This is a genomic window from Tumebacillus permanentifrigoris (assembly GCF_003148565.1).
Classification (GTDB): domain Bacteria; phylum Bacillota; class Bacilli; order Tumebacillales; family Tumebacillaceae; genus Tumebacillus; species Tumebacillus permanentifrigoris.
In genome coordinates this window covers 446478-470201 of sequence record NZ_QGGL01000001.1, presented here as the reverse complement: position 1 = coordinate 470201, position 23724 = coordinate 446478, and the positions used below count along the sequence as shown (strand labels likewise).

Here is a 23724-nt window from a genome sequence, read left to right as displayed (position 1 = left end):
CGATCTATAGTTACGCCTCCACACTCTTCGCAGGGGGCATCTGTTGCACCGCTTCTGGCACCATTTTCTCCTTGCCCATCATCAGGACAAATCCGAAGGCAATCAGGGCCGGCACCAGCGTCCAGAGGAACGTCGTGGCAATCGATGCGGACAGGGCCTCCGTGATCTTCTCCAGCACCGGAGCAGGGATCAGCGCCCGCGCAACCGGGGAGAGCAGACCACGCGGGTCGCTGGAAGCGTCTGCACCACCGAACTGGGCAGCACCGAGCGACGCGGTCATCTTGTCAGTGAACAGATTCCGCTGGATGACCCCGAAGATCGTAATCCCCAGCGTCATCCCGAACGAGCGGAGGAACGAGTTGGTCGAACTCGCCGTGCCGCGCTGTCTCGCGTCGATGTTGTGAATCGCCGCCATGCTGAGCACCGAGAACGAAGCCCCGGTGCCGAGGCCGATGATGACCATATAGACCGTGACCAACGTGCGCGACGTCTCCGTCGTCAGCGTCCCGAGCAGACAAATCCCGGTCACGAGGATCGCCGTCGAGAGGATCATGATGTTGCGGTAACTAAACTTGCTGGAGAACTGCGCCCCCAGCGGTGCTGCAATCGTCGTGCCGACCATCATCGGCAGCAACAGCAGGCCGGAATTCGTCGCCGTACCGCCCATCACCCCTTGGATGTAGATCGGGATGTACACCGTGGAGACGAGGAATGTAGCGCCATAGAACAGCCCGACGAGGTTCGTGGCGGCAAACAGCCGACGCTTGAACATCTGGAACGGGATGATCGGGTCTTCCGCCTTGGTCTCCGCATAGAGGAAGCCGACGAACAGCAAGCCAAACGCCGCAAACAGCGAGAGGATCTGCGGGGAGTCCCACGCGTACTTATTGCCGCCCAGTTCCAGTGCGAACATCAGCGAGACGACAGAGGAGACCAACGTGCTCGCGCCCCACCAGTCGATTTTTTGTGCGGAGTGCTGGAGTGATTCGCGGTAGAAGACCGTGATCAGACCCAGCGCGACGAGACCGAGCGGAACGTTGATGTAGAACACCCAGCGCCAGTTGATGTAATCGGTAATGTACGCGCCCAACAGCGGCCCGAAGATACTGGACAGACCGAACACCGCGCCAAAGATCCCGCTCATCTTGGCCCGCAAGGAAGGCGGGAACACATCCCAGACGATCGTGAAGGCGATCGGCATCAGCGCACTGCCGCCGATCCCTTGGATCGCCCGGTAGATGCTCAGTTGTACGATGTTCTGTGCCGTACCGCAGAGAATCGACCCGAGCAGGAACAACCCGATCCCGAGGACGAAAAAGCGCTTCCGTCCATACATGTCGGACAGCTTCCCGAAGATCGGCATGCCGGCCATCTCGGCGACCAAGTAGGCGGAGGTCACCCAGACGAATTTGTCGAGACCGCCGAGATCTCCGACGATCGAGCCCATCGCGGTGGAGACGATCGTGTTGTCCAGCGCCGCGATGAACATTCCGAGCAGCAACCCGATGACGACGGGCGCGAGTCTCGTTTGTTTTCCTGACATGAAAACAATCACTTCCTTTTACGAATAATTACAACTAAAAAAAGCGTACCATGAAGCCAATATAGTGCCCTCCGTCGCCAGCCGCGCCCAAATATCAGTCTGAAGGTGGATGACGAGAGGAAGTAGGGAACCCTAGAGCAGTGACATAAAAAAAACGGAGGCACCAAGGCACCACCGTTTTCTCCAATACATATTGAAACCCAGAAAACCCCATGCTACAATGAGGAGTGTTCGTTTATAGGGTTAGGAAAATTTCAGTAAATCAATCCATTATAATGGTAGCACAATAAACCCTACATTGTCAACCGTTGTGAAAAGGAGTGGTTCGATGAGCGTGACGGAGCAGGAGTGGCAGGATGAACAGCAACGGGTAGATCGGGTCGTCGATGAGATTGGAACCCGAATCGAATCCCTGCAAGAAACAGTCGGAGCAACGCGTGAGGACATCGTCGACATCCGCAAGCATTTTTGGGACGATGTGACCGTAAGCTTCGAAGATGTAGATGATGTCATTGAAACGATCGCCAGCATGCGACAACAGGCCGAAGTGCTCTCTGAACGCGAACGCCGTCACACCCATGCGTCAAACCAACTGAAAAAACTCATTCGACTGGAGCAGTCGCCCTATTTCGGGCGCATCGACTTCAAGGATGACAGCGAGTCCACAAGCGATCGCATCTACTTAGGAATCGCCACCTTGCTCAACGAAGCAGAGGACGAATTTCTCGTCTACGATTGGCGAGCTCCCGTCTCCAGCCTCTATTATGACTATCCGCCCGGTCCCGCACACTACGAAACCCCTGGTGGTACTGTCGCAGGCGAGTTGGAGCTGAAGCGTCAATACATGATCCGCGAGGGCCACATCCGCAGCCTGTTTGACACCGGTGTGACGATCGGCGACGAACTGTTGCAGGAAGTGCTCGGCAAACAGGCGGACCACCAGATGAAAAGCATCGTCGCCACCATCCAGCGCGAACAAAACCAGATGATCCGCAACACGCAAGCTCGTCTGCTCGTCGTCCAAGGCGCGGCAGGCAGCGGCAAGACCTCTGCCGCGCTGCAACGGGTCGCCTACTTGCTCTATCGCTTCCGTGAAGTGTTGAGCGCCAACCAGATCGTGCTGTTCTCCCCGAACACGATGTTCAACAGCTACGTATCCACCGTCCTGCCCGAGTTGGGCGAGGAGAACATGCAACAGACCACGTTTGTGGACTATCTGGAACACCGTCTCGGCCGGATGTTCGATCTCGAAGACCCACTGACCCAGATGGAATACTCCCTGACCGCGATGCAGGAGCCAGGCTACGAGGCACGCATCGCGGGGATTCAATACAAAGCGACCACCGAATTCATGGAGGTGCTGGAACGCTACCTCAGCAACCTCGGGCATGAAGGATTGCTGTTCAAAAACATCAAGTTCCGTGGCGAGGTGATCTACTCCGCCGACCAACTGCGCGAACAGTTCTACAGCTTTCAGGGAAGTCTGCCCTTGCCCAACCGCATGAAACTGCTCGCCGATTGGCTGTTGCAACAACTGGAGGTCCGAGCGGAGGAGGAACTGACCAAGGAGTGGGTGGAGGAGGAAATCCAACTGCTTGACACGGAGTCCTACCTGCAAGCCTACCGCTCCCTGCGCAAAAAGAAAAAGTTCACCCAGAACTCATTTGACGACTACCAGCGCGAGGAGGAGAAACTCGCCTTCATGGTCGTGCAGGAGCGTTTCAAAAAAATCCGCGCCCGCGTGCGTCGCCTGTTGTTCCTCGACCTGCCGGGAATCTACCGTCAGCTTTTTGAACGCCCGCTGGAAAACGCACCTCAGCACTGGGCGGAGATCTGTGCCCAGACGATCGACCGGCTCGACCGCGCCGAACTCGCCTATGAGGATGCCACGCCGTATCTGTTCATGAAGGAGCGCATCGAAGGCTTCCAGACCAACACCTCGATCCGCCATGTCTTTGTCGATGAAGCGCAAGACTACTCGGCGTTCCAGTTTGCCTTTTTGAAACGACTGTTCCCTCGGGCGAAAATGACGGTGCTCGGCGACTTCAACCAAGCGATCTACGTCCATGCGGCGGGTAGCACCGGCTTCACAGCAGTGTCTGCACTGTATCCGCCTGAGGAGACGGAGGCGTTCATCCTGACGCGCAGTTACCGCTCGACGCGACCGATCGTCGAGTTCACGCGCCGGATGATCCCCGGCGGCGAGCGGATTGAACCGTTCAACCGCGAGGGACTTCCGCCGACGGTCACTCATGTGGCCGATCACGAGGACTTGCACGCGCACATCCTCGACCGCATCCGTTCCTTGCAAGCGGCAGGGCATCAAAACATCGCCGTGATCTGCAAAACGGCCGCCGAGAGCCGTGTCGCATCTGAGGCGCTGAACGGCACGATCCCGGTGCGGTTGATCGGGCAGGAGACCGCTTCTTTTGAAAATGGCACCGTGGTCATCCCGGCCTATCTCGCCAAGGGTGTCGAGTTTGACGCCGTGATCCTCTACAACGGTTCTGCAGATGTCTACGGGCGAGAGAGCGAACGCCGGTTGTTCTACACAGCCTGCACGCGGGCGATGCACGAACTGCATGTGTACTACACCGGGGAGATGAGTCCGTTTTTGCAGCAAGCACTGTGAAGTGGATGACAGACGGAGTTCTCCCAAGTGGGGTATCATGAGTTGAAAACCACTCGGTCCAATGGGGGATTCCTACAATGTCTGACTTCCAAATGCTTGTCAAAACACGGCGTTCCGCGAACAAATTTACCCAAGGCATCGAAATTCCGCGCTCAGAGTTTGAAGAGATGTTCGGCCTCGTCAAATTCAGCCCCTCCGCGTTCAACCTGCAACATGCACAATTCCTCGTTGTTGATGATCCAGATGTGAAGGAGCAAGTCTACAACGCGGCCTACCAGCAATACAAAGTCAAGTCTTCCTCGGCCGTGGTCGTCGTCCTCGGCGACATGCTGGCCTACCAGCAAGCTCCGCAAATTTATGAGGGCCTGCTCCAGTTGGGTGTGATCAGCCAATTGGAGTACAATCAGACGATTGACATGATCAACGGAACCTACGAAGGCAACGGCCCCGTCTTCCAACGCGAGGAAGCGATCCGCAACGCCTCGCTGGCGGCGATGACGTTCATGCTGACCGCCAAAGACCGCGGGTGGGACACCTGCCCGATGATCGGCTTCGACCCTGCGCAGTTGTCGAACGTGCTGAATCTGCCGGAGCGCTACGTGCCGGTCATGCTGATCACGATCGGTCAGGAGGATACCACCAGCCTCCGTCCGCGCGGATACCGCAAGCCCGTCGGAGAATTCGTGAGCTTCAACCGCCTGTAAAAAAAGACCCTTTCGCATCGTGCGAAGGGGTCTTTTAATTTGAAGAAAACGGAAATTTGTACTATAGTAGAAGTACCTATTGTACTGATCATCAGGGAGGGTTCAACATGCACATTCAGGTGGATTCCGAACAATTACATAGCACCGGAGACTCGTTCCATGCGATTGTACACGACATCTCCACGACGGTCGGCAACCTGAACGCTGCGGCGAACAGCGCATCTGGCGGCTGGTCGGGCAGTTCGGCCAGCGCCTTCAACGACCTCTGGCGCCGTCTGCACGGCTCGCTCGATCACCTCAACCAAGCGATGGGCGAGATCGCCAGCAACCTGCACACCGCGGGTACCACCTATCACGAGACCGATTCCAAGATGTTCACCAAGTAAAACTGACACAGACACCCGCTAGAACCAGAACCCTTGCTGAGCAAGGGTTTTTTCCTAGCGTGTACTCCTCGGGAGAGCATCAGCCATGAACCAGAACCCTTGCTGAGCAAGGGTTTTTCGTGTTGGTTTACTCCTGTGGCAAGCATCAGCCCGTCGTCAAGTCTTGCGCGATGGACGGGGGGAGTTTCGGCGGGATGTACGCGATCGGGCCGTCGAATTCCACCCAGTCGAGGTTGATCATCTGGAGCAAGAAGCGCTTGCCGGTTTGCGGGTCGCTGACGATGATGTGGTCACGTCCAGCGGTTTCGATGCGGCCACGGACGATCTTGGCGTTCCACTGGGTGTTGTTTTCAAAGGTCAGGTAAAAGGTAGCCACCTTGCCACGGTTGAAGCGCAGGATGTTTTCGAGGTAGGATTCCTCACCTGGACCGCCAATCGCATTCGGGATGTCGGTGGTTGGTCCCATCGGAATCTGCGACTGTGGTCCCGTCGGCATCTGGGATTGTGGTTGCATTTGCATCGGCATCTGCGGATAGGCCATCCCCGGATGGATCGGCATGGTTACGGGCACAGGCATCGGGTAGTACGGCATCGCTGAGGATGCGCGATGGTTCACCGGGTACGCGGAAGATTTCGAGCAGGGGGAATACGTATACATGGGTTCTGATCGCTCCCTTTTCAGGTATTAGCGGAATGTCGGGCATTCCTTATACGTCGCAGCGTAGAAACAATGCGCTTTGTACCGGCCCACATATTGTGTATTTGCAGTTGGCCAACTGGGTGTGACACAGACATTGCGATTGATGTATTTCGGGTTCATATACCACAACGCGGTGGTCGCAGGCCACAGACGACGACCATCAATCGCTTGCTCCGCGAGCCGGATATCACGGTTTCGAACTTTTTGGTAAAAAGTCGGTTTCCCAACCGCCTCAAAGGCGTAATACCTGCTCCCCGGAAATGTCGGCTGATAGATCATCTGTTTGATCGATCGGATGTTCTTGAAGTCTGAACAGTTGTTGCGAACCCGGTTGATCCCGACATTGCCGACCATCAGCATGCCTTGTTCGAGTTCGCCCTCCGCCTCCGCCCGCATCATGCGTGCCAACAAGCGCACTTCTGGCGCGCTTCTTCTGACGACCGCCATCAGTTCCACCTCCACGTTTCTACACCTTCAAGGTATTAAAAAACGGGCAATCGGGAACTTGGCCTATGCGCCCATTTTTTTTCGCGTTGTCAAAAACTGTAGATTGGCATATACTAGGAACAACTGAACTGGAAAGGTGGCCTTACTTACACGACATGGATCATTCTCTGGTATGCTAACGGACCCGAATCACAAAACGGTCGATTGCATACGCGGCTTCGTCTAGAAGCGGCGAGACGGGATACGTCTGTCCAGAATCCATGATACGTCGTAGAGTAGAGCAACCTGTCCACCTATACAGGTCTATTCCGCCGTGGGTTCGCGTATGCATCCCCACGGCTTTTTGATGTCTCTGGGTCTCTACTGTTATCTAAATAGAGAAGGGATTGACCCCTAGATGATGTTGATGCAAACAACCAAGCTCGGACACTCATATGGCACTCGTGAGGTGCTGAAGAACATAGAACTGGAGATCCACACCGGAGATCGGATCGGTCTCGTCGGGCGCAATGGGGAGGGCAAGTCCACGCTGCTGCGCCTGCTCGCCGCCCTTGAACAGCCGGAGACGGGTTGTGTCGCGCCCTACGGCACCATCGCCTACGTTCCCCAGTCCTTGGAGGAAGTTGAGGAACTGACCGTCGCTGCGTGGCTCGCCACCCAGCAGGCGGACATCACACGCCATGCGGCGAAGGAACTCGGCCTGCGCGACCACATCTGGGAGTTGCCGATCGCCCAATTGAGCGGTGGGGAACAGACCAAGATCGCCTTGCTCGCCGCCCTCAGTCACCAGCCTGATCTGCTCCTGCTCGACGAGCCGACCAATCACCTCGACCTCGACGCGGTGCAACTGCTGGAGAAGAAACTTCGTAGCGCGAAGGTTTCTCTCGTCGTCATCTCCCATGATCGCCGCTTCCTCGATGAAGTGACCAACCAGACGTGGGCGTTGAAGGACTGTGCCGTCACCTGCTACCCGGGCAACTACTCACAGTACGCCGCTTGGGTTGCCGCAGAGGAGGAGCGCCTGCAGCACAACTACACAGAATACGTGAAGGAAAAAGACCGCTTGGCGGATGCGATCGAACGCAAGCGCCAATGGGCGGCGAAGGGGGAAAAGGGTCGCGTCGCGACCGATTCCTTTGCCAGATGTCTCAAGGGTGGCGACAAAAAAACGGCGGCGAACATGTACAGCAAAGCCAAAGCCCTCGAACGCCGAATGGAAAAACTAGAACCGGCCGAGAAACCTGAGCAGAAGCTGGTTGCCAAGGTGCGCTTCCTCGACATCACGACGACAGAACGCCCTGTGCTCCTGCGGGGAGAGGGGGTCCAGTTCCGCTATGGGGAACGGTTGATCCTCGACAAGCTCGATTTCGAAGTGAGCAAGGACGACCGGATTGCACTCGTCGGGCCCAATGGCACAGGCAAGAGCACACTATTGAAGCTCTTGACCCAGCAGTTGACCCTTGAGCAAGGCAACATCCGGGTGACACCCTCCGCGACACTGGGGTACTTCGATCAAGTGTTTGACTCGCTGAACCTGAACTCCTCACTGCTGGACGACCTGCTCTACCTCCCGAACATGGACAACACGACCGCCCGGCTGTTTCTCGGCTCCTTCCTGTTCCGAGGCGATGACGTGTTCCGCAAACTCTCCACACTGAGCTACGGGGAACGCGTGCGCTATGTGTTCGTGAAGCTGATCCTCTGTCGCTCCAACACGCTGATCCTCGACGAGCCGTCCAACCACTTGGACCTCGTCACGCGTGAAAAACTGGAGGAGGCGCTGGAGGAGTATCCAGGTGCGATGATCATCGCCTCGCATGATCGCTACTTCCTTGAGAAAATGTCCAACAAAGTCTGGGAGATCCGCGATGGCAAATTGATCGTTCATCCCTATGGTTTCAAGCAATACTGGGAGCAACGCAACAAACCAGCGGTCGAGCCCAACAAGAAGCAGCAAAGGCAAAACTTGCGAGACGAACTCTTGCTGTTGGAGACGCGCCTTTCACAGCTTTCCTTTGAACTTGGCATCATCACCGATGCTGTGCAAAAGCAGGAGTTGGACAGCGAATTCATCTCGCTCAGTCGCCAAGCGAACCAGATTCGGGCGCAACTACGCTAGTGCCTGTTCCACGTGAAACAAAAAGACCCGTCCGCCACGGACTGGGTCTTTTTTTTCCACATGAGGGCCAAAATATGTAAGGAAACCCACACTATTTCCAACGATTGTGAGGTACAATATGAAAAGCCTATGCAAAAAATAAATAAAGGAGGGCAATAATACAAATGAAATTATTTACATCATGGAAAGTAGCTTGTGTGGCGATCATCATGACCAGTGTCGTCACAGGCTGTTCCTCCAACAGTTCGTCAGGCAACGCATCCAGCTCCAACACAGTAACCGCTTGGGTGATGGGAGAGGGCGCGTGGAAAGAGTACTACAGCAAATTAGCCGATCAGTTTAACAAGGAGCATACCGATGTCCAAGTAAAAGTTGACTTCATCCCGTGGGAGCAAGGTCATGACAAGCTCATCGCGGCCGCCGCTTCGGGCGCAGGCCCGGATGTCACGACGGACGGAGGTCGCTGGACAACAGAACTCGCCGCGATGGGAGCACTGGAGCCATTGGATGCTTATATAGACAGCGCTTACAAGCAAGATTTCGTTGAGTCCGCCTGGGAAACGACGCAGTGGAAAAACAAGACGTGGGGGATTCCGCAAGGCTTCACCACCACCGGTCTGTTTTACCGCACCGACTGGCTACAGGATGCCGGCTACGACCGGGCACCGAAGGACTGGGACGAGTTCCGTGACGCCGCGAAAAAGATGACCAAGGACAACCACTTCGGATTCGGCCTCGTCGGTGACAATTCGATGGAGACCACGATGTTCTGGGCTCCCTTCCTCTGGCAAAACGGCGGTGAGATCCTCACCAAGGATCTGAAAAAAGCCACCTTCAACTCCGCAGCAGGTGTTGAAGCGTTGCAGTTTTACGTGGACATCTACCGCAAGGACCGGTCAGCACCAGAATCCGCGCTCAGCACCAAGCGCAACGATTCGCACAAGATGTTCACCAACGGCATCGCGGGCATGACGACGACCGGACCGTGGTTTTTTGCGGAGATCAGGGAATCGAAACCGGATCTCAAGTATGCGGTCGCTCCCTATCCGGTTGGCAAACAAGCCGCCACGTTGGCGACGACCGACCACATCGTGATGATGAAAACGGCGAAAAACAAAGAGGCATCGTGGAAATGGATCGACTATGTCACTGACAAGCAGCATTCGCAGGAGTGGAACAAGTTCATCGGATTCATCCCGTACCGCAAGTCCGGTCTGGAGGATGCGAGCTTTACCACCGATCCGAACTTCAAAGTCTTGATCAACGAGGCCAAAAACGGCCATGCCTATCCGACGCTGCCGGAATGGCCGCAGATCGACAACTTGATCGCGAACGCGGTCCAAGAGGCTCTGGCGGGCAAGAAACAACCGAAGGAGGCGCTTGATGATGCGGCCAAAAAGGTCGACGAGATTCTGGCGCAATCGAAATAGCGGCTCGGCCTACCTCTTCCTCACACCGGCCTTGCTGATCCTCGGGCTGGTCATTCTCTATCCGTTGCTGAACACGTTGTGGCTCAGCTTTCAACACAAGGTCTTGATCCGTCCGGATCAAGACTCTTTTGTCGGAATGGAGAATTACATCAAGGCACTGGGAGATCAGGAGGTGCGCCAAGCGACGCTGCATACGATTGTATTTACCGTTTGTTCGGTAGGGGTCAAGGTCGTGCTCGGCATGCTCGGCGCCTTGCTCTTGAATGTGAAGATGCGTGGGGCTGCTTGGGTGCGCTCGTTTTATATGTTGCCGTGGCTGGTTCCGTCCGTGGTGGCAGCGTTGGTCTGGCGCTGGATCTTCAATGACCAGTTCGGGATTGCCAATGGGATGCTGGCGACATTTGGCGGGCCTGCGGTGAACTGGCTCGGGCAGGACACGACGGCGATGTTTGCCGTGATCTTGGTGGACATCTGGCGCGGGCTGCCGCTGATGACCTTGCTCTTGCTGGCCGGATTGCAGATGATTCCACGTGAAACAATCGACGCAACGCTGATCGATGGGGCGAATGCTTGGCAGCGATATTGGCGCGTGATCTTGCCACTGATGAAGCCGACCTTGATTATGGTGGGTACGCTGTCGTTGATCGGGACCTTCAATTCGTTCAACATCATCTACGTGATGACGGGCGGTGGGCCGGCACATGCGACAGAAATTCTGGTTACGCATGTGTTCCGAGTGGCGTTTCAAAGTTTCAATTTCGGGTATGGGAGCACGCTGGCGGTGTTGATCCTCGTGCTGATCACGATCCTGACCAGCCTGTACAACCGCCTGTTGAGCGGGAGAGGGGAGGCGAAGCTGTGAAGCGGAGGCGACTTTTGTTCACCGTCTTCTGGTGGGGGGCGGCGCTGTTGTTCCTCGCCTTTCTGGTGTTTCCCGTGTTGTGGATGATCTCGACATCGCTGAAGCCCTCGGGCGAGATCTTCCAGATTCCGCCGACGTGGGTGCCGGAACACCCCACGTTGCAGGCGTACAGCACGCTTTGGCAAAAAGGTAACTTCCTGCGCTATCTGCTGAACTCGATCCTCGTCGCGCTGGCGACGACAGGCATCGCGGTGCTGGTGGCGAGCATGGCGGGCTATGCGTTCGCTCGCTTGCCCTTTATCGGGCGCAAGACGGTGCTGTTCGGCATCTTGACGGCGCAGATGATTCCAGGGGTGTTGTTTCTGTTGCCGATCTTCGTCTTAATGAAGCAACTCGGTTTGCTGAATACGTACCTCGGCTTGATCCTCGCGAATGTGACGTTCGCGTTGCCTTTTGCGATCTGGATGATGTACGGGTTCTACAAGCACATCCCGGCGGAGATCGAGGAGGCGGCTTGGGTAGACGGTGCGGGATTTGGCGGAACGTTTTTCCGCGTGGTCTTGCCGATGGGGATGCCGGGCTTGCTGTCCTGTGCGATTTTTTGCTTCCTGAGCGCGTGGGATGAATTTGTGTTCGCGCTGGCGTTGAACACGCGCGATGAGCTGCGCACGATGCCGGTGGGACTGTTCAGTTTCGTCGGGCAGTTTGGCATCGAGTGGAACTATCTACTGGCGGGGGCGGTGCTGGTCACCATCCCGGCGATGGTGTTTTTCGCGCTGTTTCAGAAGTATATCTTGCAAGGCTTTGCAGCAGGGGCGGTCAAGGGATAACCTTGACCGGCCTTTTTTTGACAGTAGAGGGCGGAGATGCTACTATGCGATTATGAAATAATCAGGTCGAATGAGGTGGATATCGTGGCAGAAGAAGTGAAAAAAGATCCGGCTGTCGAGGCAGAGGTTGCTCGCCAGATGGAAGTGTTAACCCGTGGAGCGGCAGAAGTCATCCCGGTAGAGGATTTAGAGGCGAAAGTCCGCAAAAGCATCAAGACGGGCAAGCAATTGACCGTGAAACTGGGCATCGACCCGACCGGTTCCGACCTGACGCTCGGGCATACCGTTGTGTTGCAGAAACTGCGTCAGTTCCAGAACATGGGCCACAAAGTCCAACTGTTGATCGGTGACTTCACCGGCATGATCGGGGACCCGACCGACCGCACCGAAGCGCGCAAGCAGTTGACCCGCGAGGAAGTGTTGGCCAACGCAGCGACGTTCAAGGAGCAAGCGTTCAAAGTCTTGGATGCGGACCCGGCAAAAATTGAAGTGATGTACAACTCGGACTGGCTGTCCGCGATGAACTTTGCAGATGTGCTGGAGCTGGCGTCCAAGATGACGGTTGCACGGATGCTGGAGCGTGACGACTTCAAGAAGCGTTACGAAGGCAACCTGCCGATCTCGTTGCATGAGTTCATGTACCCGCTGATGCAGGGCTACGATTCGGTGGCGATGAAGTGCGATGTCGAGATCGGCGGTACCGACCAGAAGTTCAACGTCCTGATGGGGCGCACGTTGCAAAAAGAGGACGGTCAGGAGCCGCAAGTGGTCATCACGATGCCGCTGTTGGTCGGCTTGGACGGCGTGAAGAAAATGGGCAAGTCGGCTGGCAACTACATCGGCGTCACGGAAGAACCGAATGACCAATACGGCAAGACGATGTCGATCCCCGACCATTTGATCGCGACCTACTTCGAGCTGGTCACCGATGTGACGGTGGAGGAACTGGGCGAGATCAAGAAAGGCTTGGAAGCCCAAACCCTGCATCCGCGCGATGCGAAGATGTTGCTCGGTCGCACGATCGTGACCAAGTACCACGGGGAAGCGGCTGCGCTGGAAGCGGAGAATTACTTCAAGACCGTATTCCAGAACCGCGAGATTCCGGAGGACATCCCGGAATACGAGGTCGAGCCGGGCGAGAAGTGGGTGGTCGCGTTGCTGACCGAGTTGAAACTGGCTCCGTCCAACGGGGAAGCCCGCCGCCTGATCCAACAGGGTGGGTTGAAGATCAACTCTGAAAAAGTGGAAGACCCGCAGTTCCAACTCGTGCCCGCTGACGGCATGATCATCCAAGCTGGCAAGCGCAAGTTCGCCAAGCTGAAGCTGAAATAGTCAACTGTGAAGTTTAAAAGTAAGCCCCTGTCCTCGCTGAGGACAGGGGCTTTTTTTGCAAGGCCCTCAGGTCGATTCATCATTTCCAGAAAAAAGTGGGATGCTAGGGAGAAACGAGGTGATGCCTGCTTGCCAAGGACGAAGAAAACCGCTCTCTGGGTTGCAACGGGCCTGCTGGGTGCAATGGTCCTCGCCATCGTTCTCTCTAGCTGTCAGCAGGCGCAGAATGCCCGACAGACGGTGACATTGCCCGAGCCTGCCCGCTACCTGCATCCAGCAGAGGAACGCCTCTACAAGTTCCTGCGCGCCCATATGACCGATGCACAGGGCGGCGTGTACACGAACTTGATGCCGACCACGGCGGGAGCTGTCACGAGCGGAGACACGACCAAGGGACATGCGGTGCTGTCCGAATCGGTCGGCCTGTTGCTGGAGTACGCGGTGCTTGCTGAGAACGCCGCGCTTTTTCAGATCGAGATGCGCTTGCTGGAGCAGCGCTTTTTGACAGGGGAGTACTTCGTCCGCTGGGTGGTGCCACCGTTGGGGGAGAAGGGCGTGGAGAGCACCGTGAATTCCTCGATCGATGACCTGCGGCTGATCGGGGCGCTGCTGGCTGGTGCGGAGCAGTTTGGCGACGAGCGCGCACACCGACTCGCCACGCATCTGGCAACAGGCCTGTTGCAGTACAATGCACCATCCGGCTGGCTGTCCGATTACGCGGACGTCCAGACCGGGAAACAGTCGGCAACGGTGCAGACCCGCTATCTGAATCTACCGGTGCTGGGGGCACTTAGCCAGACAGACCCCGCCTACCAGCCCGTCTATGAGCACGCCAAGCATCTGCTGGAGGAGGCGCGCCAACCCTCTGGGTTGTATGCGACCGCTTGGGTGCCAAGCAACGGTGGATTTCGCCAGACGGGGGGAGCGGTGGAGGTCGATGCCCACATGGCGGAGCAATTGGTCGCCGCCTGCTATGCACAGGAAGCCAAGCTCCCGACAGACGGCATGACGGCGCTGTTGCAAAAAGCGCTTCGCGCTACGAATCGACTCCCCGCGACGGTGGATCGTGAAGGCAACCCGATCGGAGAACTGGAGTCACCCGCCGTGTATGCATTGGCGGCGATCTACCTGCACCGGGCGGGGGAGGAGGCGCTGGCGGAGATGTGTCTCCAACGTCTCGAGGAGATGCAAGTACAAGGGGATCACCGGTACAGCGGCGGCTATGTCGATCTCCAGTCGCTCGAAGCCTATTCATTTGACCAATTGGAAGCGCTGCTTGCGCTGAGGGAAGCGAGGATGCACACATGATCAACCAAGCTGACCGCGCCGAGCATTTGGAACAACGCCGGCTCGATCTGAAGTTTTTGTTGGCGGTCATCGTGCTGGTCATCGCCCAGTTCGTGACGCTGTTCAGTCAACCGACACGACCCTTCACCTACCTCTGGTATTCGCTCTGTGTCGCCGTCCTGCTGGTCGGCTATGCGCGAGGGCGTGTGTATGGGTTGCTGAGTTCGTTGGTTGCGGTGTTTGGTTTCGGGAGTTTCAATATGTATCAGTTTTTCATCGCGCACGACACGACGCAGATCTCAGGCGTCGATGCGCTGTGGTTTTTCCTGTTTCCGCTCTGTGGTTTTACGGGAGGGTATCTAGGGGACTATGTGCGCACGCTGTTGCACCGCTATGAGACGGTGTACGGGTCGGTCGATGAGCTGTTGCTGGCCGATCCGTTGACCGGGCTGACGACACGGAAGCGCTTTTTCTTCGATCTGCAGGAGGAGTTGGAGCGGGCGAAGCGGCACTTCATCCGTCGTGAACGCGCCGGGGAGGGAAGCGGAACCTGGGAAACCTTGACGCTTGAACAGGCGCACATCAATGAAGTGGTCACGGTGCTGTTGTTCGAGATCGCACACTTCAACGAGTTCGTGACGATCTATGGGGAGGCGCAGAGCAACAAGTTGCTGACCACGATCACCGAGACCATGCACGACGTCTCACGGGAAAGCGATCGCAAGGCCAAAATCGACCGCGCCCGGTTCGCGCTGATCCTCCCCGAGACACCGCAAAAAAGCGCGGCCATCGTCCGCGACCGCCTGAATGACTGCCTCGAGTCCTTCCAGATGGAAGCACGGTCTTCGCGGATGCGACAGGTGTCGTTGCAGATGCGATTCGGGATGGCGACCGCCCCGCAACAAGGCCACACCGCGGAGGATGTGTTCGGAGCGGCGGAGAGGGAGTTGGGATTTGACTTGGGCTAAGTCGCGGCGGCTCGCGCTGACGATGCTGGCAGTGCTGGTGTACCTGTACCTGTCCTTACAGTGCCCCGCCGTCCACGCGCAAGACCAGAGCCGACCAGGGTTGCTCCTGATGTACCACACGGGCTATGAGAACGAGCAGGTCTTCATGCGGGCGGCCTTTAACTTGTTGGCGACATTTGGGGTGGAGATCACGCCGGTGAATCTGGAGGAACAGGCTCCGGGGGAGGCGAGCCTCCGCGAGGCGGTCGAGCACGCGCAGTACATGGTCTGCCTCCAAGATCGCCAAGGGACGGCTTCACTGCCGGACCGTTGGGCACGGGTGATTCGTACCTCGTCAGCGGCGGTGTACTTCATGGGCGATGATCCAGGGGCGGTGGTGTCGGGACTGCCGTTTACGGCTGTGAAGGTCTTGCCCAGTGCGACGAAACTTGTGATTCGCGGGGAGAACTACCCGCTCGATGTCGCACTCGACGTGCGGGAGATTCAGGTGCAAGTCAGACGATCGGGAACTCTGCAAGCGAGGCACGTGACAGACCCGCTTCCGGTGCAAGTCTGGTCGGAGGTGAGCAATGGCAGCCGCACATCGCCTTTTGTCGTGTCGACCCGGAGCGCAGCGGGTCGGGTCGTTTTTGCCTGCGGGCGGTATGTGGCGTTTGGGGAGTTGAGCTATGCGATTGCGGATTCGCTGTTCGAGTTTTTCTGCGTGAAGGTACAGCCGCGACAGGACGCGTACATTCGGATCGAGGACGTTCACCCGATGCGCGACCCAGAGGAGATACGCAAGATCACCGCCTTTCTCAGCGGGGAGCAGATTCCGTTTCTGATCGGGGTGATCCCGATCTACCAGAGCGGCGGGGAGCAGGTCAAACTCACCGATCGTCCCGAGTTGGTGCGAGCGTTGCAGGAGGCACAGGAAAAAGGCGCAACGCTCATCCTGCACGGGTGCACCCATCAATACTACGACACCGAAACGGGCGAGGGGTACGAATTCTGGGACTCTGTGAACAAAGGCCCGATCCCTGACGAGGAGCAGTACGTGCAGGACAAATTGCAACGCGGCCTGCACATCCTGTTGGAAAACAAACTCTACCCGGCGGCCTTCGAGCCTCCGCATTACGCGATGACACGCCACGGGTACGAGGTGGCGGCGAAGTACTTTTCCACGGTGGTGGGGAATCTCCAACTCACCGATACTTCGTTCATCACGATGGAGCCGCCGTACCCGATCCACCACAGCTTTCAAGGCGGGATGACCTTCTATCCAGAAAACGGAGGCTATGTGTACGACGAGCAGGCGATGGTCGTGCCCGAGATGCTTGCCAACATGAAAAAAGTCCAGATCGTCCGCCGCTCGCAGACGGGGGCGTTTTTCCACTCGTACTTGCCGTTGGCGGACTTGCAGCGCTTGGTCAAGGGGATGCAGGCGATGAAACTGACTTTTTTCAACCTGCGCAATGTGGAGAACACGGTGACGACTCCGTGGGGTACGATCACGACGCGGGAGGGCCAGTTGCACGCGGACCTACAAACTCTGCAAGCAGACACCCTGCCCGCACCTGCCGCACCAAGTCGGGCGCAGAAACTCTCCAACTTCGTCGCGTGGGGTGTGGTTAGCGTCGTGACGACGGTGATCGCGGTGTTTCTGGTCCAAGTGCGCCTCCTGCGCAGACGGCGGAGATCGCGGTTGTTCGAGGAGCGGCCGGAAGGGGGAGAGTCGCAGTGAACGTCGACAAGCTCTTTTTGTTTTCCTTGATCATGATCTGGGTGATGTTGCTGTATCACGTCGCGCTGGCGATCGCTGGATACCGCTATGAAAAAAAGCTGGAGGGCTTCGCGGACCAGCTTGCGTTGCCCGCTGTGCCGCCCTTTGTCTCCGTGATGGTACCAGCGCACAACGAGGAGATGGTGATCGAGCGCACCGCCCGTGCCCTCTGTTCGTTCCAGTATCCGCCGGACCGCTTCGAGGTGATCGTCGTCAACGACCGTTCCAAGGATCGCACCGGACAAATTCTCGACGAACTGGCACAGGAATACCCGATGCTCCGCCCGTACCACATCAAGCCGGGGGAAGGAGGCGGTGGTAAGTCGGCCGCCCTGAACAAAGGCCTCGAATCGGCACGCGGTGAGGTGATCGCCGTCTACGATGCAGACAACACGCCAGAGCGCACGGCGTTGAGTCGCTTGGTGGCGACACTTTGCAGCGATGAGAACTACGGCGCGGTCGTCGGCAAGTTCCGCGTGATCAACGCCAAGCGCAACTTGCTGACGCGTTTCATCAACATCGAGACAATCTCGTTTCAATGGATGGTGCAGGCAGGTCGCTGGCACCTTTTCAAGATCGCGAGCATTCCCGGCACCAATTTCGTGATCTGGCGGCATGTCTTGGAGGCGGCGGGTTCGTGGGATGAAAAAGCGCTCGCGGAGGACACCGAGCTTTCGATCCGCATCTACGAGACGGGCAAGATGATCTGCTTCATGCCGATTGGCATCACGTGGGAGCAAGAGCCGGAGACCTGGAACGTCTGGGTGAAGCAACGGACGCGGTGGGTGCAGGGGAACTCCTATGTGGTGATCAAGTTTGTGAAGCAACTGTTCAAGCTGAAACGCAAGCGGATGGTCTTCGACATCCTGTATTTTTTCTTCACGTATTTTGTGTTTCTGCTCGGGGTGTTGCTGTCCGATGTGATTTTTGTGCTTGCGGCGTTTGGGGTTGTGAAATTGTCGTTGAACGGGCCGTATGTGGTGATCTGGTTGCTCGCCTATGTGCTGTTCATCGTCGAGATTCTGGTGACGCTGGAGATCGAGCGGACGGAGCTGACGTGGCGGAACTTGTTCGTGGTGATGCTGATGTACTTTACGTACTCGCAGCTGTGGCTGTACCTCGTCGTGCGCGGGATGTTCTTGCAGTTGAAAAGCACGTTGAAAAAGGAAAAAATCGTGTGGTACAAAACAGACCGATTCTGACGCACGTCGACCAGCAAGGGGTGACAACGAGATGAACAAAAAACGATGGCTGGCCACGTGGCTCGTCCTCTGTCTGGTGTTTGCGTGGTGCCCGACGACAACGGCCCATGCTGAGGGGGTTCAGAACACCTTTATCACGAACACCAACCAGACGTTGACGCCGATGTCCAGCCGGCATGAGTATTTTTTGCAAGTGTCCCCGCGCTGGCAAGTGCGACAGGCGGAGTTCACGATCCACTTCCGGCACTCGGCGACTCTATTGCGCGACCTCTCCAGTGTGAGCTTGCTCGTCGATGGAGTGCCGTACAAGACGGCGTGGCTCAGTGCGGAGAATCAAAGTGACGGCACGCTCTCCGCGCAGATCCCGGCGAGTGCGTTGCCAGCGGGGTTCCATCAATTCAGCGTGGCGACGAATCTGCGCTCACATCGGGAGTTGTGTGACGACCTGACCGATCCGGCGAATTGGCTGGTGCTGGACAAGTCGTCTTTGATCCATCTCGACTTTGCGGATCGCTCGGTCACGCCGGAGTTGCAGATGTTTCCGGTTCCTTTTTTGAATGAATCGGGGTCGGGCCCGTGGAACGTCAACATCGTGGTGCCCGATACAGCGACCGACCGCGAGTTGACGGTGGCGTATCGCATGGTCAACTTGCTGGCGAAGCATCAGCCCTTGCAGGCATCGTCTGCGCGGGTGATCAAGTTGACCGACTGGCAACCGCAGACGGATGCGCGCAATCTGATCGTCGTGGGGCAGATCGAGAAGCTTCCAGCAGGCTGGCAGAAGCGGTTGCAAGACCTGCCGAGCACAGGACGTGATGTTGGACTCCTGCGCGAGGTGATCTCGCCGGAGGAGGGCAAGCGGACGGTGTTGTATGTAACGGGGCATACCGAGCGTGGTGTGGAGATGGCAGCGGAAGCGCTGACTTTTACAACCTTCCGTCAGCAATTGTCGGGCTCGACAGCAGAGGTCTCAGAGGATCTCCTGACCGCCGCTCAAGCGTTGCAGGAGCAAGAACCTGATGCGCTCCAGACGGCAACTTCCGAAGGTCGGGTGACGTTGCAGCAATTGGGATACAACGAAATCACCCTCTCCAATGTGCAGACCTCGTCAGCCGGGTACACGTTTCAGACGCCACCGATGTGGCACTATACGCGAGGGGCAGGGGTCAAGCTGCACATGAAGTATTCCGCGTTGCTCGATGACAAGCGGAGTGCGGTGATCGCGACGGTGAACGGTTCGCCACAGGTGAGTGCAAAATTGGCGAAGCAGACGGCGGAGGGGTTGGATCTGTTTGTCCCGTTCCCGGAGACGATGCGGGTGGGGGAGGCTGTGCGCGTAAGTGTGCAGGCGGAGATGTATCTGGAGACCAACGAGTGTGCGGACAGCAGCACTCCGGCGGGGCTGCGGAGGTATCTGAGCATCGACCCGGAGAAAAGCGAGTTCGTCCTCCCACACATGCAGGAGGAGACGGCGGCACTCGCCAACTTCCCCGGTGCGTTTTTATCGGAAACGTCGACGTTGGAACAGACGACGGCTGTTCTGCCAAGCCAACCGACCTCTGCGGAGATGATTTCCCTCGCACAGATCGTCGCGGGTGCCGCGCAAGGGGTGGAGCACGATGGACTGGAGGTTGTGCGCTACCACAGCGATGCCCAGTTGCGGCAGAAGGTCTGGGTGCTCGATACGGCGGGGGACAACGAGTTCCTGCAAGTGATGGCCGAACATCGTGAGCTGGCGATCCGCTCGACCCCAGAGGGATTGCAGAGCGACACGATTCCGCTGGTGAACACCACGCAGAGCAAGGGTGGTGCAATCCAGCAAGTGTTTCGCCCACAGGGAGGTATAGCGTTGGTTGTCATCGCTCCGACAGCAGAGATGTTGATGGAGACGGCGAAGGTGCTGGCAGAGCGCACAGACATCAGCGGAGCGGTGCAAGAAGCGGCGGCGATCCGAACTGCAGATCAGCAGACGGTGCTGGTGAAGATTGATACGCAGCCGTATCGGAGTTTGCCAGAGCGTGTGGTGGACAAGCTGAGGGGAAGCTATGGATACCTGCGATCGTCTGAGGGGCAACTGGTGGTGTTCGCGACGGCATTTGGGATCACGGTGCTGGCGATTCTCGGGTACATCTGGCGTCTGATCCTGCGCCCGAAACTGAGGCGGAGGAAGAAACCGTGGAAGCCGAAACCACCCAGTAAAAAGCCCGATTCTGAAGCAGAGTTCCCTTCGAGGAAGAAGCGAGGCAAGAAATAAGAAACCAAATACAACATGGCCTTGCGTACGATCTGAGTAGAAATGAGGCGCGGGCAAGGCTGACGATACCTTTTCGAATAGGACGTTACTGCTAGGACGTTTCTGCCTGAAAATGAGAAATGTATAGAAGCAAGAACCCTACAAAGGAAAAGCACCGTGGCAAAAAAGGACTTGTCCACCCGTGGGTAGACAAGTCCTTTTTTCCATATGTTTCACGTGAAACATCAGCAACATAGCGGCTTACAAAAAACGAGCCTCCACCAATTTGTATGCCTTGTGTATGGCGCGAAACAAACCTTCATCCCCACCACGATCCGGGTGATGTTGCGCCACCAATTCTCTGTACCGCTTCCGAACCTGATCCCATGTTGCGGCTGTAGTTAATCCGAGCACTTCGTAGGCCAGCAGGTTGGACTCCGACTGATCCTCACGGGCAGACGTAGTGCGCCGAACTTCCGTCAGCGAGAGTGCGCGACGCAGATCCTCGATCCGTTCGGCACGCGCCTCGGGAGACAACTTCGCCCAAAGTTGCACCACCTGCGGGTCTTGTATGTCGATCAACAGCAAGAGCGGGTACAACTCCGGCACCCCTTGCAGGATGGCTGGGGTCAAGCGTGCGCCCTTGAGGAGCAGTCGGATGGTGCGAGCTTCCTCACGAGGAATTTGACTCCACCAGCGTTCGGCACGGGTCGCGGCTGCCTCTGCAGCTACAAAATCGACTTGTTGCTTCCACTGCTGGAGAAGTAGATGCCAGCGGTCGAGTTCTTCATCGGTAACTGTATCCCAGTCAATTTGCTCCATATCACGCAGTAAACTGGCAAAAAGCTTCTGATCCATCAGGATTCCTCCAGATCATATCGTGAGCAGAACCCCCTGAAATCGTAGGAGAATCACGAGTTATACCTCGATTTTTGTCAAAGCTTGTTGTGACATACTTCTACTAAAGTGAAAACGAAACGACCATGAATCAACTGACCGTATTAAACATTTTACCACAAAATCTTCATATCACCTTGCAGAGGCGAAGTGTACATCGTGAGGATCGATGAGCACTTTGAAAAACGTAGTATACAGCAGAATATAGCTGATATAATGAGGAATGAGAGCCCCATATGGTATAAAAATTTAGCAGATTACAGATTGCTGAAATACTGTTGGCCGTTTAGATAGATCGACTACGAGGAACATTTCGACTACGTTAAGCCCGATGATGTTTTCGAGAACTCGAGCTTACTCCCCTATGAAGGATGATGTATTATACATGGCGCTCATCACTTGGCATTCCATCACCACCCCACAAGACCCCTTACTACCCAGTGCTCTCCACCTCTACGAATCCACCTTCGAAGAGATCGTCCGCGAACCCCTCGACGTGCTCCTCCGGGGCCTTCAACTTGGAGACACGATCCGTCCTAGCGCCTTTCACTTGCTCATCGCGCACGACGAGCACCAACGCGTCGTCGCCCTCACCATCGCGAATTATCTAAGCCGTGCCAATCGCGGCTTCATCGTCTACCTCGCCGTCGATCCCGCCGCACGCTCTCAGGGTCTCGGCGCGCAACTGATCCAACAACTTGAACTCCTCCTCCAACGAGATGCCCAACTCGCCGGGCATGCCCAGCTCGACGGGCTCGTGCTCGAAACGGAGGATGATTCTGACTTCGAGCGGCGCAGGCGTTTTTTCCACCAGCAAGGGTTTGCACAGGTCCCCAACATCCGCTACCACCAACCCGCCCTCAACCCGACCACCGAAGTCATCCCGCTTCATCTCTTCGTAAAAGGCTCGCCCGGCGACATCCCCACGCTCATCCGCGCCATCTACGAGGAGAAATACCACCTCATCAACTCCATCCCCCTAGACGTACTCCGAGCTCTCGAAGCCCGGAATCGGTAAAAAGCGACGAGAACTCATCTCGTCGCTTTTTTTCTGTCATCTCAGCGAGCCTCCTCCCATACACATAGACTACTAGACTTCAAAAAGTGGGAGGCACACGCTATGAGATGGGGATTTGTATTTGTCACAATGATCGCGGCCTTGCTGTTCTCGATCCTGCCGGTCACCGCGGCCGAACTTCAAGCCCAGCCCGTATGGATCGCCGTAAACGATGAACTGCTGACCTTCCCGGACGCACAACCTGAACTCCGTGGAGGCACGACCTACGTTCCCGTGCGCTTCGTCGCAGAGGCGATGCAGGCGGATCTCACTTGGGTTCCCGTCACCAGTCTCGTCACGATCTACAAGGACGGTCGCCACATCACGCTCGACACTGCCAACGGAATTCTCAAAACCGACCTCGGAGAACAGCATCGCGTTGACCTCTACACCCAAGACCAACGTCTCATGGCACCGACCCGCTTGATGAGCGAATCGCTCGGCTACCAAGTCAGCTACATCGCGAGCGGCCCGATCTCGCGGATCAAGGACGACTCCGCCAAACTGACCGACGAGGAACTTGCCGCCAAATTCAAGGCGCGCATCGACAAGGAAAAAGCCAAATGGGAAGCAGAACACCCCGCCCAACAACCGGTGCCTGAAGCACCGAAACCTGATAAAGTCGTCTACCTAACCTTTGACGACGGGCCCAATGCGTACACGGAGCAGATCCTCAACACACTGAAGGAACAGGGCGTGACCGCGACGTTTTTCGTGCTCGGGCCGCAGATTGAGCAGCACAAAGACCTCGCCAAACGAATGATCGACGAGAGCTACTCGGTCGGTCTGCACGGGATGACGCACGACTCGAAAAAAATCTACCGCTCGCCGCAGACCGTCGTACAGGAGATGGAGGATTGCAACAAAATCCTCACCCAAGCGACCGGATTCCGCACCGCGATCATGCGCGTCCCGTATGGCAGCAAGCCGTGGATGCCGCAGAACTACCGCGATGCGACCGTGAACGCCGGATACCACATGTGGGATTGGAATGTAGATTCCTATGACTCCAAAAGCAGCACCCGCACTGCCGACGAGACCTACACCGAGATCACCAACCAAGTTTCAGGCAAAAAGAACGCCATCGTCCTCCTGCATGACAAAAAAACGACCGCCGATGCCTTGCCGAAGATCATCAAATGGCTGAAGGACAACGGCTATGCATTTGAGCGCATCTACGGCAGCACCCCGCCAGTCAACTTCTGGAACGACCAGCGATAGACAGCGCGGGCCCGGACACCTCGCGTGTCCGGGCCTTTTTCTCCAGCAGGAACAAAGCTTTCTGATGTAGAAGTTGTTACGAATCAGAAGCCATTGACAAAAGGGAGGTTTC

Annotated in this window: 19 protein-coding genes; 15 read left to right on the top strand and 4 right to left on the bottom strand. The window is 56.8% G+C overall.

Annotated features, from left to right (window positions below; all coding sequences use genetic code 11):
- Positions 1–10 precede the first annotated feature (10 nt).
- Positions 11–1543: an MDR family MFS transporter gene (locus C7459_RS02075; RefSeq protein WP_109685760.1), complete on the bottom strand. Its 1533-nt coding sequence runs from the start codon at positions 1541–1543 to the stop codon at positions 11–13.
- Positions 1544–1871: 328 nt separating this feature from the next.
- Between C7459_RS02075 and helD the strand changes: the two genes are divergently transcribed.
- From helD to C7459_RS02060, 3 genes are all read left to right on the top strand, one after another.
- On the top strand, positions 1872–4175 hold the full coding sequence (gene helD, locus C7459_RS02070; RefSeq protein WP_109685758.1) for an RNA polymerase recycling motor HelD: 2304 nt from the start codon (positions 1872–1874) through the stop codon (positions 4173–4175).
- Positions 4176–4252: 77 nt separating this feature from the next.
- Positions 4253–4879, top strand: a complete 627-nt coding sequence (locus C7459_RS02065; RefSeq protein WP_109685756.1) for a nitroreductase family protein — start codon at positions 4253–4255, stop codon at positions 4877–4879.
- Positions 4880–4986: 107 nt separating this feature from the next.
- Positions 4987–5265: a WXG100 family type VII secretion target gene (locus C7459_RS02060; RefSeq protein ID WP_109685754.1), complete on the top strand. Its 279-nt coding sequence runs from the start codon at positions 4987–4989 to the stop codon at positions 5263–5265.
- A 145-nt stretch (positions 5266–5410) separates the two neighbouring features.
- Here C7459_RS02060 and gerQ read toward each other — a convergent pair whose 3' ends face one another.
- Together gerQ and C7459_RS02050 are read right to left on the bottom strand one after the other, a co-directional pair.
- Positions 5411–5923 (bottom strand): spore coat protein GerQ, encoded by a 513-nt coding sequence (gerQ, locus tag C7459_RS02055; protein WP_245884361.1) that lies wholly within the window; start codon positions 5921–5923, stop codon positions 5411–5413.
- A gap of 27 nt (positions 5924–5950) precedes the next feature.
- The gene (locus tag C7459_RS02050) at positions 5951–6412 is read right to left on the bottom strand and encodes a cell wall hydrolase (RefSeq protein WP_109685751.1); all 462 of its coding nucleotides are present in this window, start codon (positions 6410–6412) and stop codon (positions 5951–5953) included.
- Positions 6413–6809: 397 nt separating this feature from the next.
- Here C7459_RS02050 and abc-f point away from each other — a divergent pair, with 397 nt between their 5' ends.
- The 10 genes from abc-f (at position 6810) to C7459_RS02000 (ending at position 20458) form a co-directional block, all read left to right on the top strand.
- Positions 6810–8531: a ribosomal protection-like ABC-F family protein gene (gene abc-f / locus C7459_RS02045; RefSeq protein WP_109685749.1), complete on the top strand. Its 1722-nt coding sequence runs from the start codon at positions 6810–6812 to the stop codon at positions 8529–8531.
- Positions 8532–8695: 164 nt separating this feature from the next.
- The gene (locus C7459_RS02040) at positions 8696–9961 is read left to right on the top strand and encodes an extracellular solute-binding protein (protein WP_109685747.1); all 1266 of its coding nucleotides are present in this window, start codon (positions 8696–8698) and stop codon (positions 9959–9961) included.
- On the top strand, positions 9918–10823 hold the full coding sequence (locus tag C7459_RS02035; RefSeq protein ID WP_170119207.1) for a carbohydrate ABC transporter permease: 906 nt from the start codon (positions 9918–9920) through the stop codon (positions 10821–10823). The genes C7459_RS02040 and C7459_RS02035 overlap by 44 nt, the downstream gene beginning before the upstream one ends.
- Positions 10820–11653: a carbohydrate ABC transporter permease gene (locus tag C7459_RS02030; RefSeq protein WP_146200927.1), complete on the top strand. Its 834-nt coding sequence runs from the start codon at positions 10820–10822 to the stop codon at positions 11651–11653. Before C7459_RS02035 ends, C7459_RS02030 begins: the two co-directional genes overlap by 4 nt.
- A gap of 138 nt (positions 11654–11791) precedes the next feature.
- Positions 11792–12985 (top strand): tyrosine--tRNA ligase, encoded by a 1194-nt coding sequence (gene tyrS / locus C7459_RS02025; protein ID WP_425450708.1) that lies wholly within the window; start codon positions 11792–11794, stop codon positions 12983–12985.
- 129 nt (positions 12986–13114) lie between these two features.
- The gene (locus tag C7459_RS02020) at positions 13115–14293 is read left to right on the top strand and encodes a hypothetical protein (RefSeq protein ID WP_109685738.1); all 1179 of its coding nucleotides are present in this window, start codon (positions 13115–13117) and stop codon (positions 14291–14293) included.
- A complete protein-coding gene (locus C7459_RS02015; protein WP_109685736.1) occupies positions 14290–15240 on the top strand; it encodes a diguanylate cyclase domain-containing protein in 951 nt (316 codons plus the stop codon). The genes C7459_RS02020 and C7459_RS02015 overlap by 4 nt, the downstream gene beginning before the upstream one ends.
- Positions 15227–16963 (top strand): polysaccharide deacetylase family protein, encoded by a 1737-nt coding sequence (locus tag C7459_RS02010; RefSeq protein WP_170119206.1) that lies wholly within the window; start codon positions 15227–15229, stop codon positions 16961–16963. Before C7459_RS02015 ends, C7459_RS02010 begins: the two co-directional genes overlap by 14 nt.
- 32 nt (positions 16964–16995) lie before the next feature.
- The gene (locus C7459_RS02005) at positions 16996–18204 is read left to right on the top strand and encodes a glycosyltransferase family 2 protein (protein WP_109685927.1); all 1209 of its coding nucleotides are present in this window, start codon (positions 16996–16998) and stop codon (positions 18202–18204) included.
- Between the two features lie 31 nt (positions 18205–18235).
- The gene (locus tag C7459_RS02000) at positions 18236–20458 is read left to right on the top strand and encodes a cellulose biosynthesis cyclic di-GMP-binding regulatory protein BcsB (protein ID WP_109685731.1); all 2223 of its coding nucleotides are present in this window, start codon (positions 18236–18238) and stop codon (positions 20456–20458) included.
- Between the two features lie 240 nt (positions 20459–20698).
- Here C7459_RS02000 and C7459_RS01995 read toward each other — a convergent pair whose 3' ends face one another.
- Entirely contained in the window at positions 20699–21295 is a 597-nt protein-coding gene (locus C7459_RS01995; protein ID WP_109685728.1) for a J domain-containing protein, read from the bottom strand.
- A gap of 424 nt (positions 21296–21719) precedes the next feature.
- On the opposite strand from C7459_RS01995, the gene C7459_RS01990 reads away from it, so the two are divergent.
- Positions 21720–22352, top strand: a complete 633-nt coding sequence (locus tag C7459_RS01990; RefSeq protein WP_170119205.1) for a GNAT family N-acetyltransferase — start codon at positions 21720–21722, stop codon at positions 22350–22352.
- A gap of 102 nt (positions 22353–22454) precedes the next feature.
- The gene (locus C7459_RS01985; protein ID WP_109685723.1) at positions 22455–23612 is read left to right on the top strand and encodes a polysaccharide deacetylase family protein; all 1158 of its coding nucleotides are present in this window, start codon (positions 22455–22457) and stop codon (positions 23610–23612) included.
- Positions 23613–23724 lie beyond the last annotated feature (112 nt).

What these genes read in the sequence shown, in the direction of transcription:
- C7459_RS01995 (WP_109685728.1), bottom strand. Translation starts at nt 21,295, where the DNA reads ATGGATCAGAAGCTTTTTGCCAGTTTACTGCGTGATATGGAGCAAATT.
- tyrS (WP_425450708.1), top strand. Translation starts at nt 11,792, where the DNA reads ATGGAAGTGTTAACCCGTGGAGCGGCAGAAGTCATCCCGGTAGAGGAT.
- C7459_RS02060 (WP_109685754.1), top strand. Translation starts at nt 4,987, where the DNA reads ATGCACATTCAGGTGGATTCCGAACAATTACATAGCACCGGAGACTCG.
- C7459_RS02005 (WP_109685927.1), top strand. Translation starts at nt 16,996, where the DNA reads ATGATCTGGGTGATGTTGCTGTATCACGTCGCGCTGGCGATCGCTGGA.
- C7459_RS01990 (WP_170119205.1), top strand. Translation starts at nt 21,720, where the DNA reads ATGGCGCTCATCACTTGGCATTCCATCACCACCCCACAAGACCCCTTA.
- C7459_RS02040 (WP_109685747.1), top strand. Translation starts at nt 8,696, where the DNA reads ATGAAATTATTTACATCATGGAAAGTAGCTTGTGTGGCGATCATCATG.
- C7459_RS02075 (WP_109685760.1), bottom strand. Translation starts at nt 1,543, where the DNA reads ATGTCAGGAAAACAAACGAGACTCGCGCCCGTCGTCATCGGGTTGCTG.
- C7459_RS02050 (WP_109685751.1), bottom strand. Translation starts at nt 6,412, where the DNA reads ATGGCGGTCGTCAGAAGAAGCGCGCCAGAAGTGCGCTTGTTGGCACGC.
- abc-f (WP_109685749.1), top strand. Translation starts at nt 6,810, where the DNA reads ATGATGTTGATGCAAACAACCAAGCTCGGACACTCATATGGCACTCGT.
- C7459_RS02065 (WP_109685756.1), top strand. Translation starts at nt 4,253, where the DNA reads ATGTCTGACTTCCAAATGCTTGTCAAAACACGGCGTTCCGCGAACAAA.
- helD (WP_109685758.1), top strand. Translation starts at nt 1,872, where the DNA reads ATGAGCGTGACGGAGCAGGAGTGGCAGGATGAACAGCAACGGGTAGAT.
- C7459_RS01985 (WP_109685723.1), top strand. Translation starts at nt 22,455, where the DNA reads ATGAGATGGGGATTTGTATTTGTCACAATGATCGCGGCCTTGCTGTTC.
- gerQ (WP_245884361.1), bottom strand. Translation starts at nt 5,923, where the DNA reads ATGTATACGTATTCCCCCTGCTCGAAATCTTCCGCGTACCCGGTGAAC.
- C7459_RS02015 (WP_109685736.1), top strand. Translation starts at nt 14,290, where the DNA reads ATGATCAACCAAGCTGACCGCGCCGAGCATTTGGAACAACGCCGGCTC.
- C7459_RS02000 (WP_109685731.1), top strand. Translation starts at nt 18,236, where the DNA reads ATGAACAAAAAACGATGGCTGGCCACGTGGCTCGTCCTCTGTCTGGTG.
- C7459_RS02035 (WP_170119207.1), top strand. Translation starts at nt 9,918, where the DNA reads ATGCGGCCAAAAAGGTCGACGAGATTCTGGCGCAATCGAAATAGCGGC.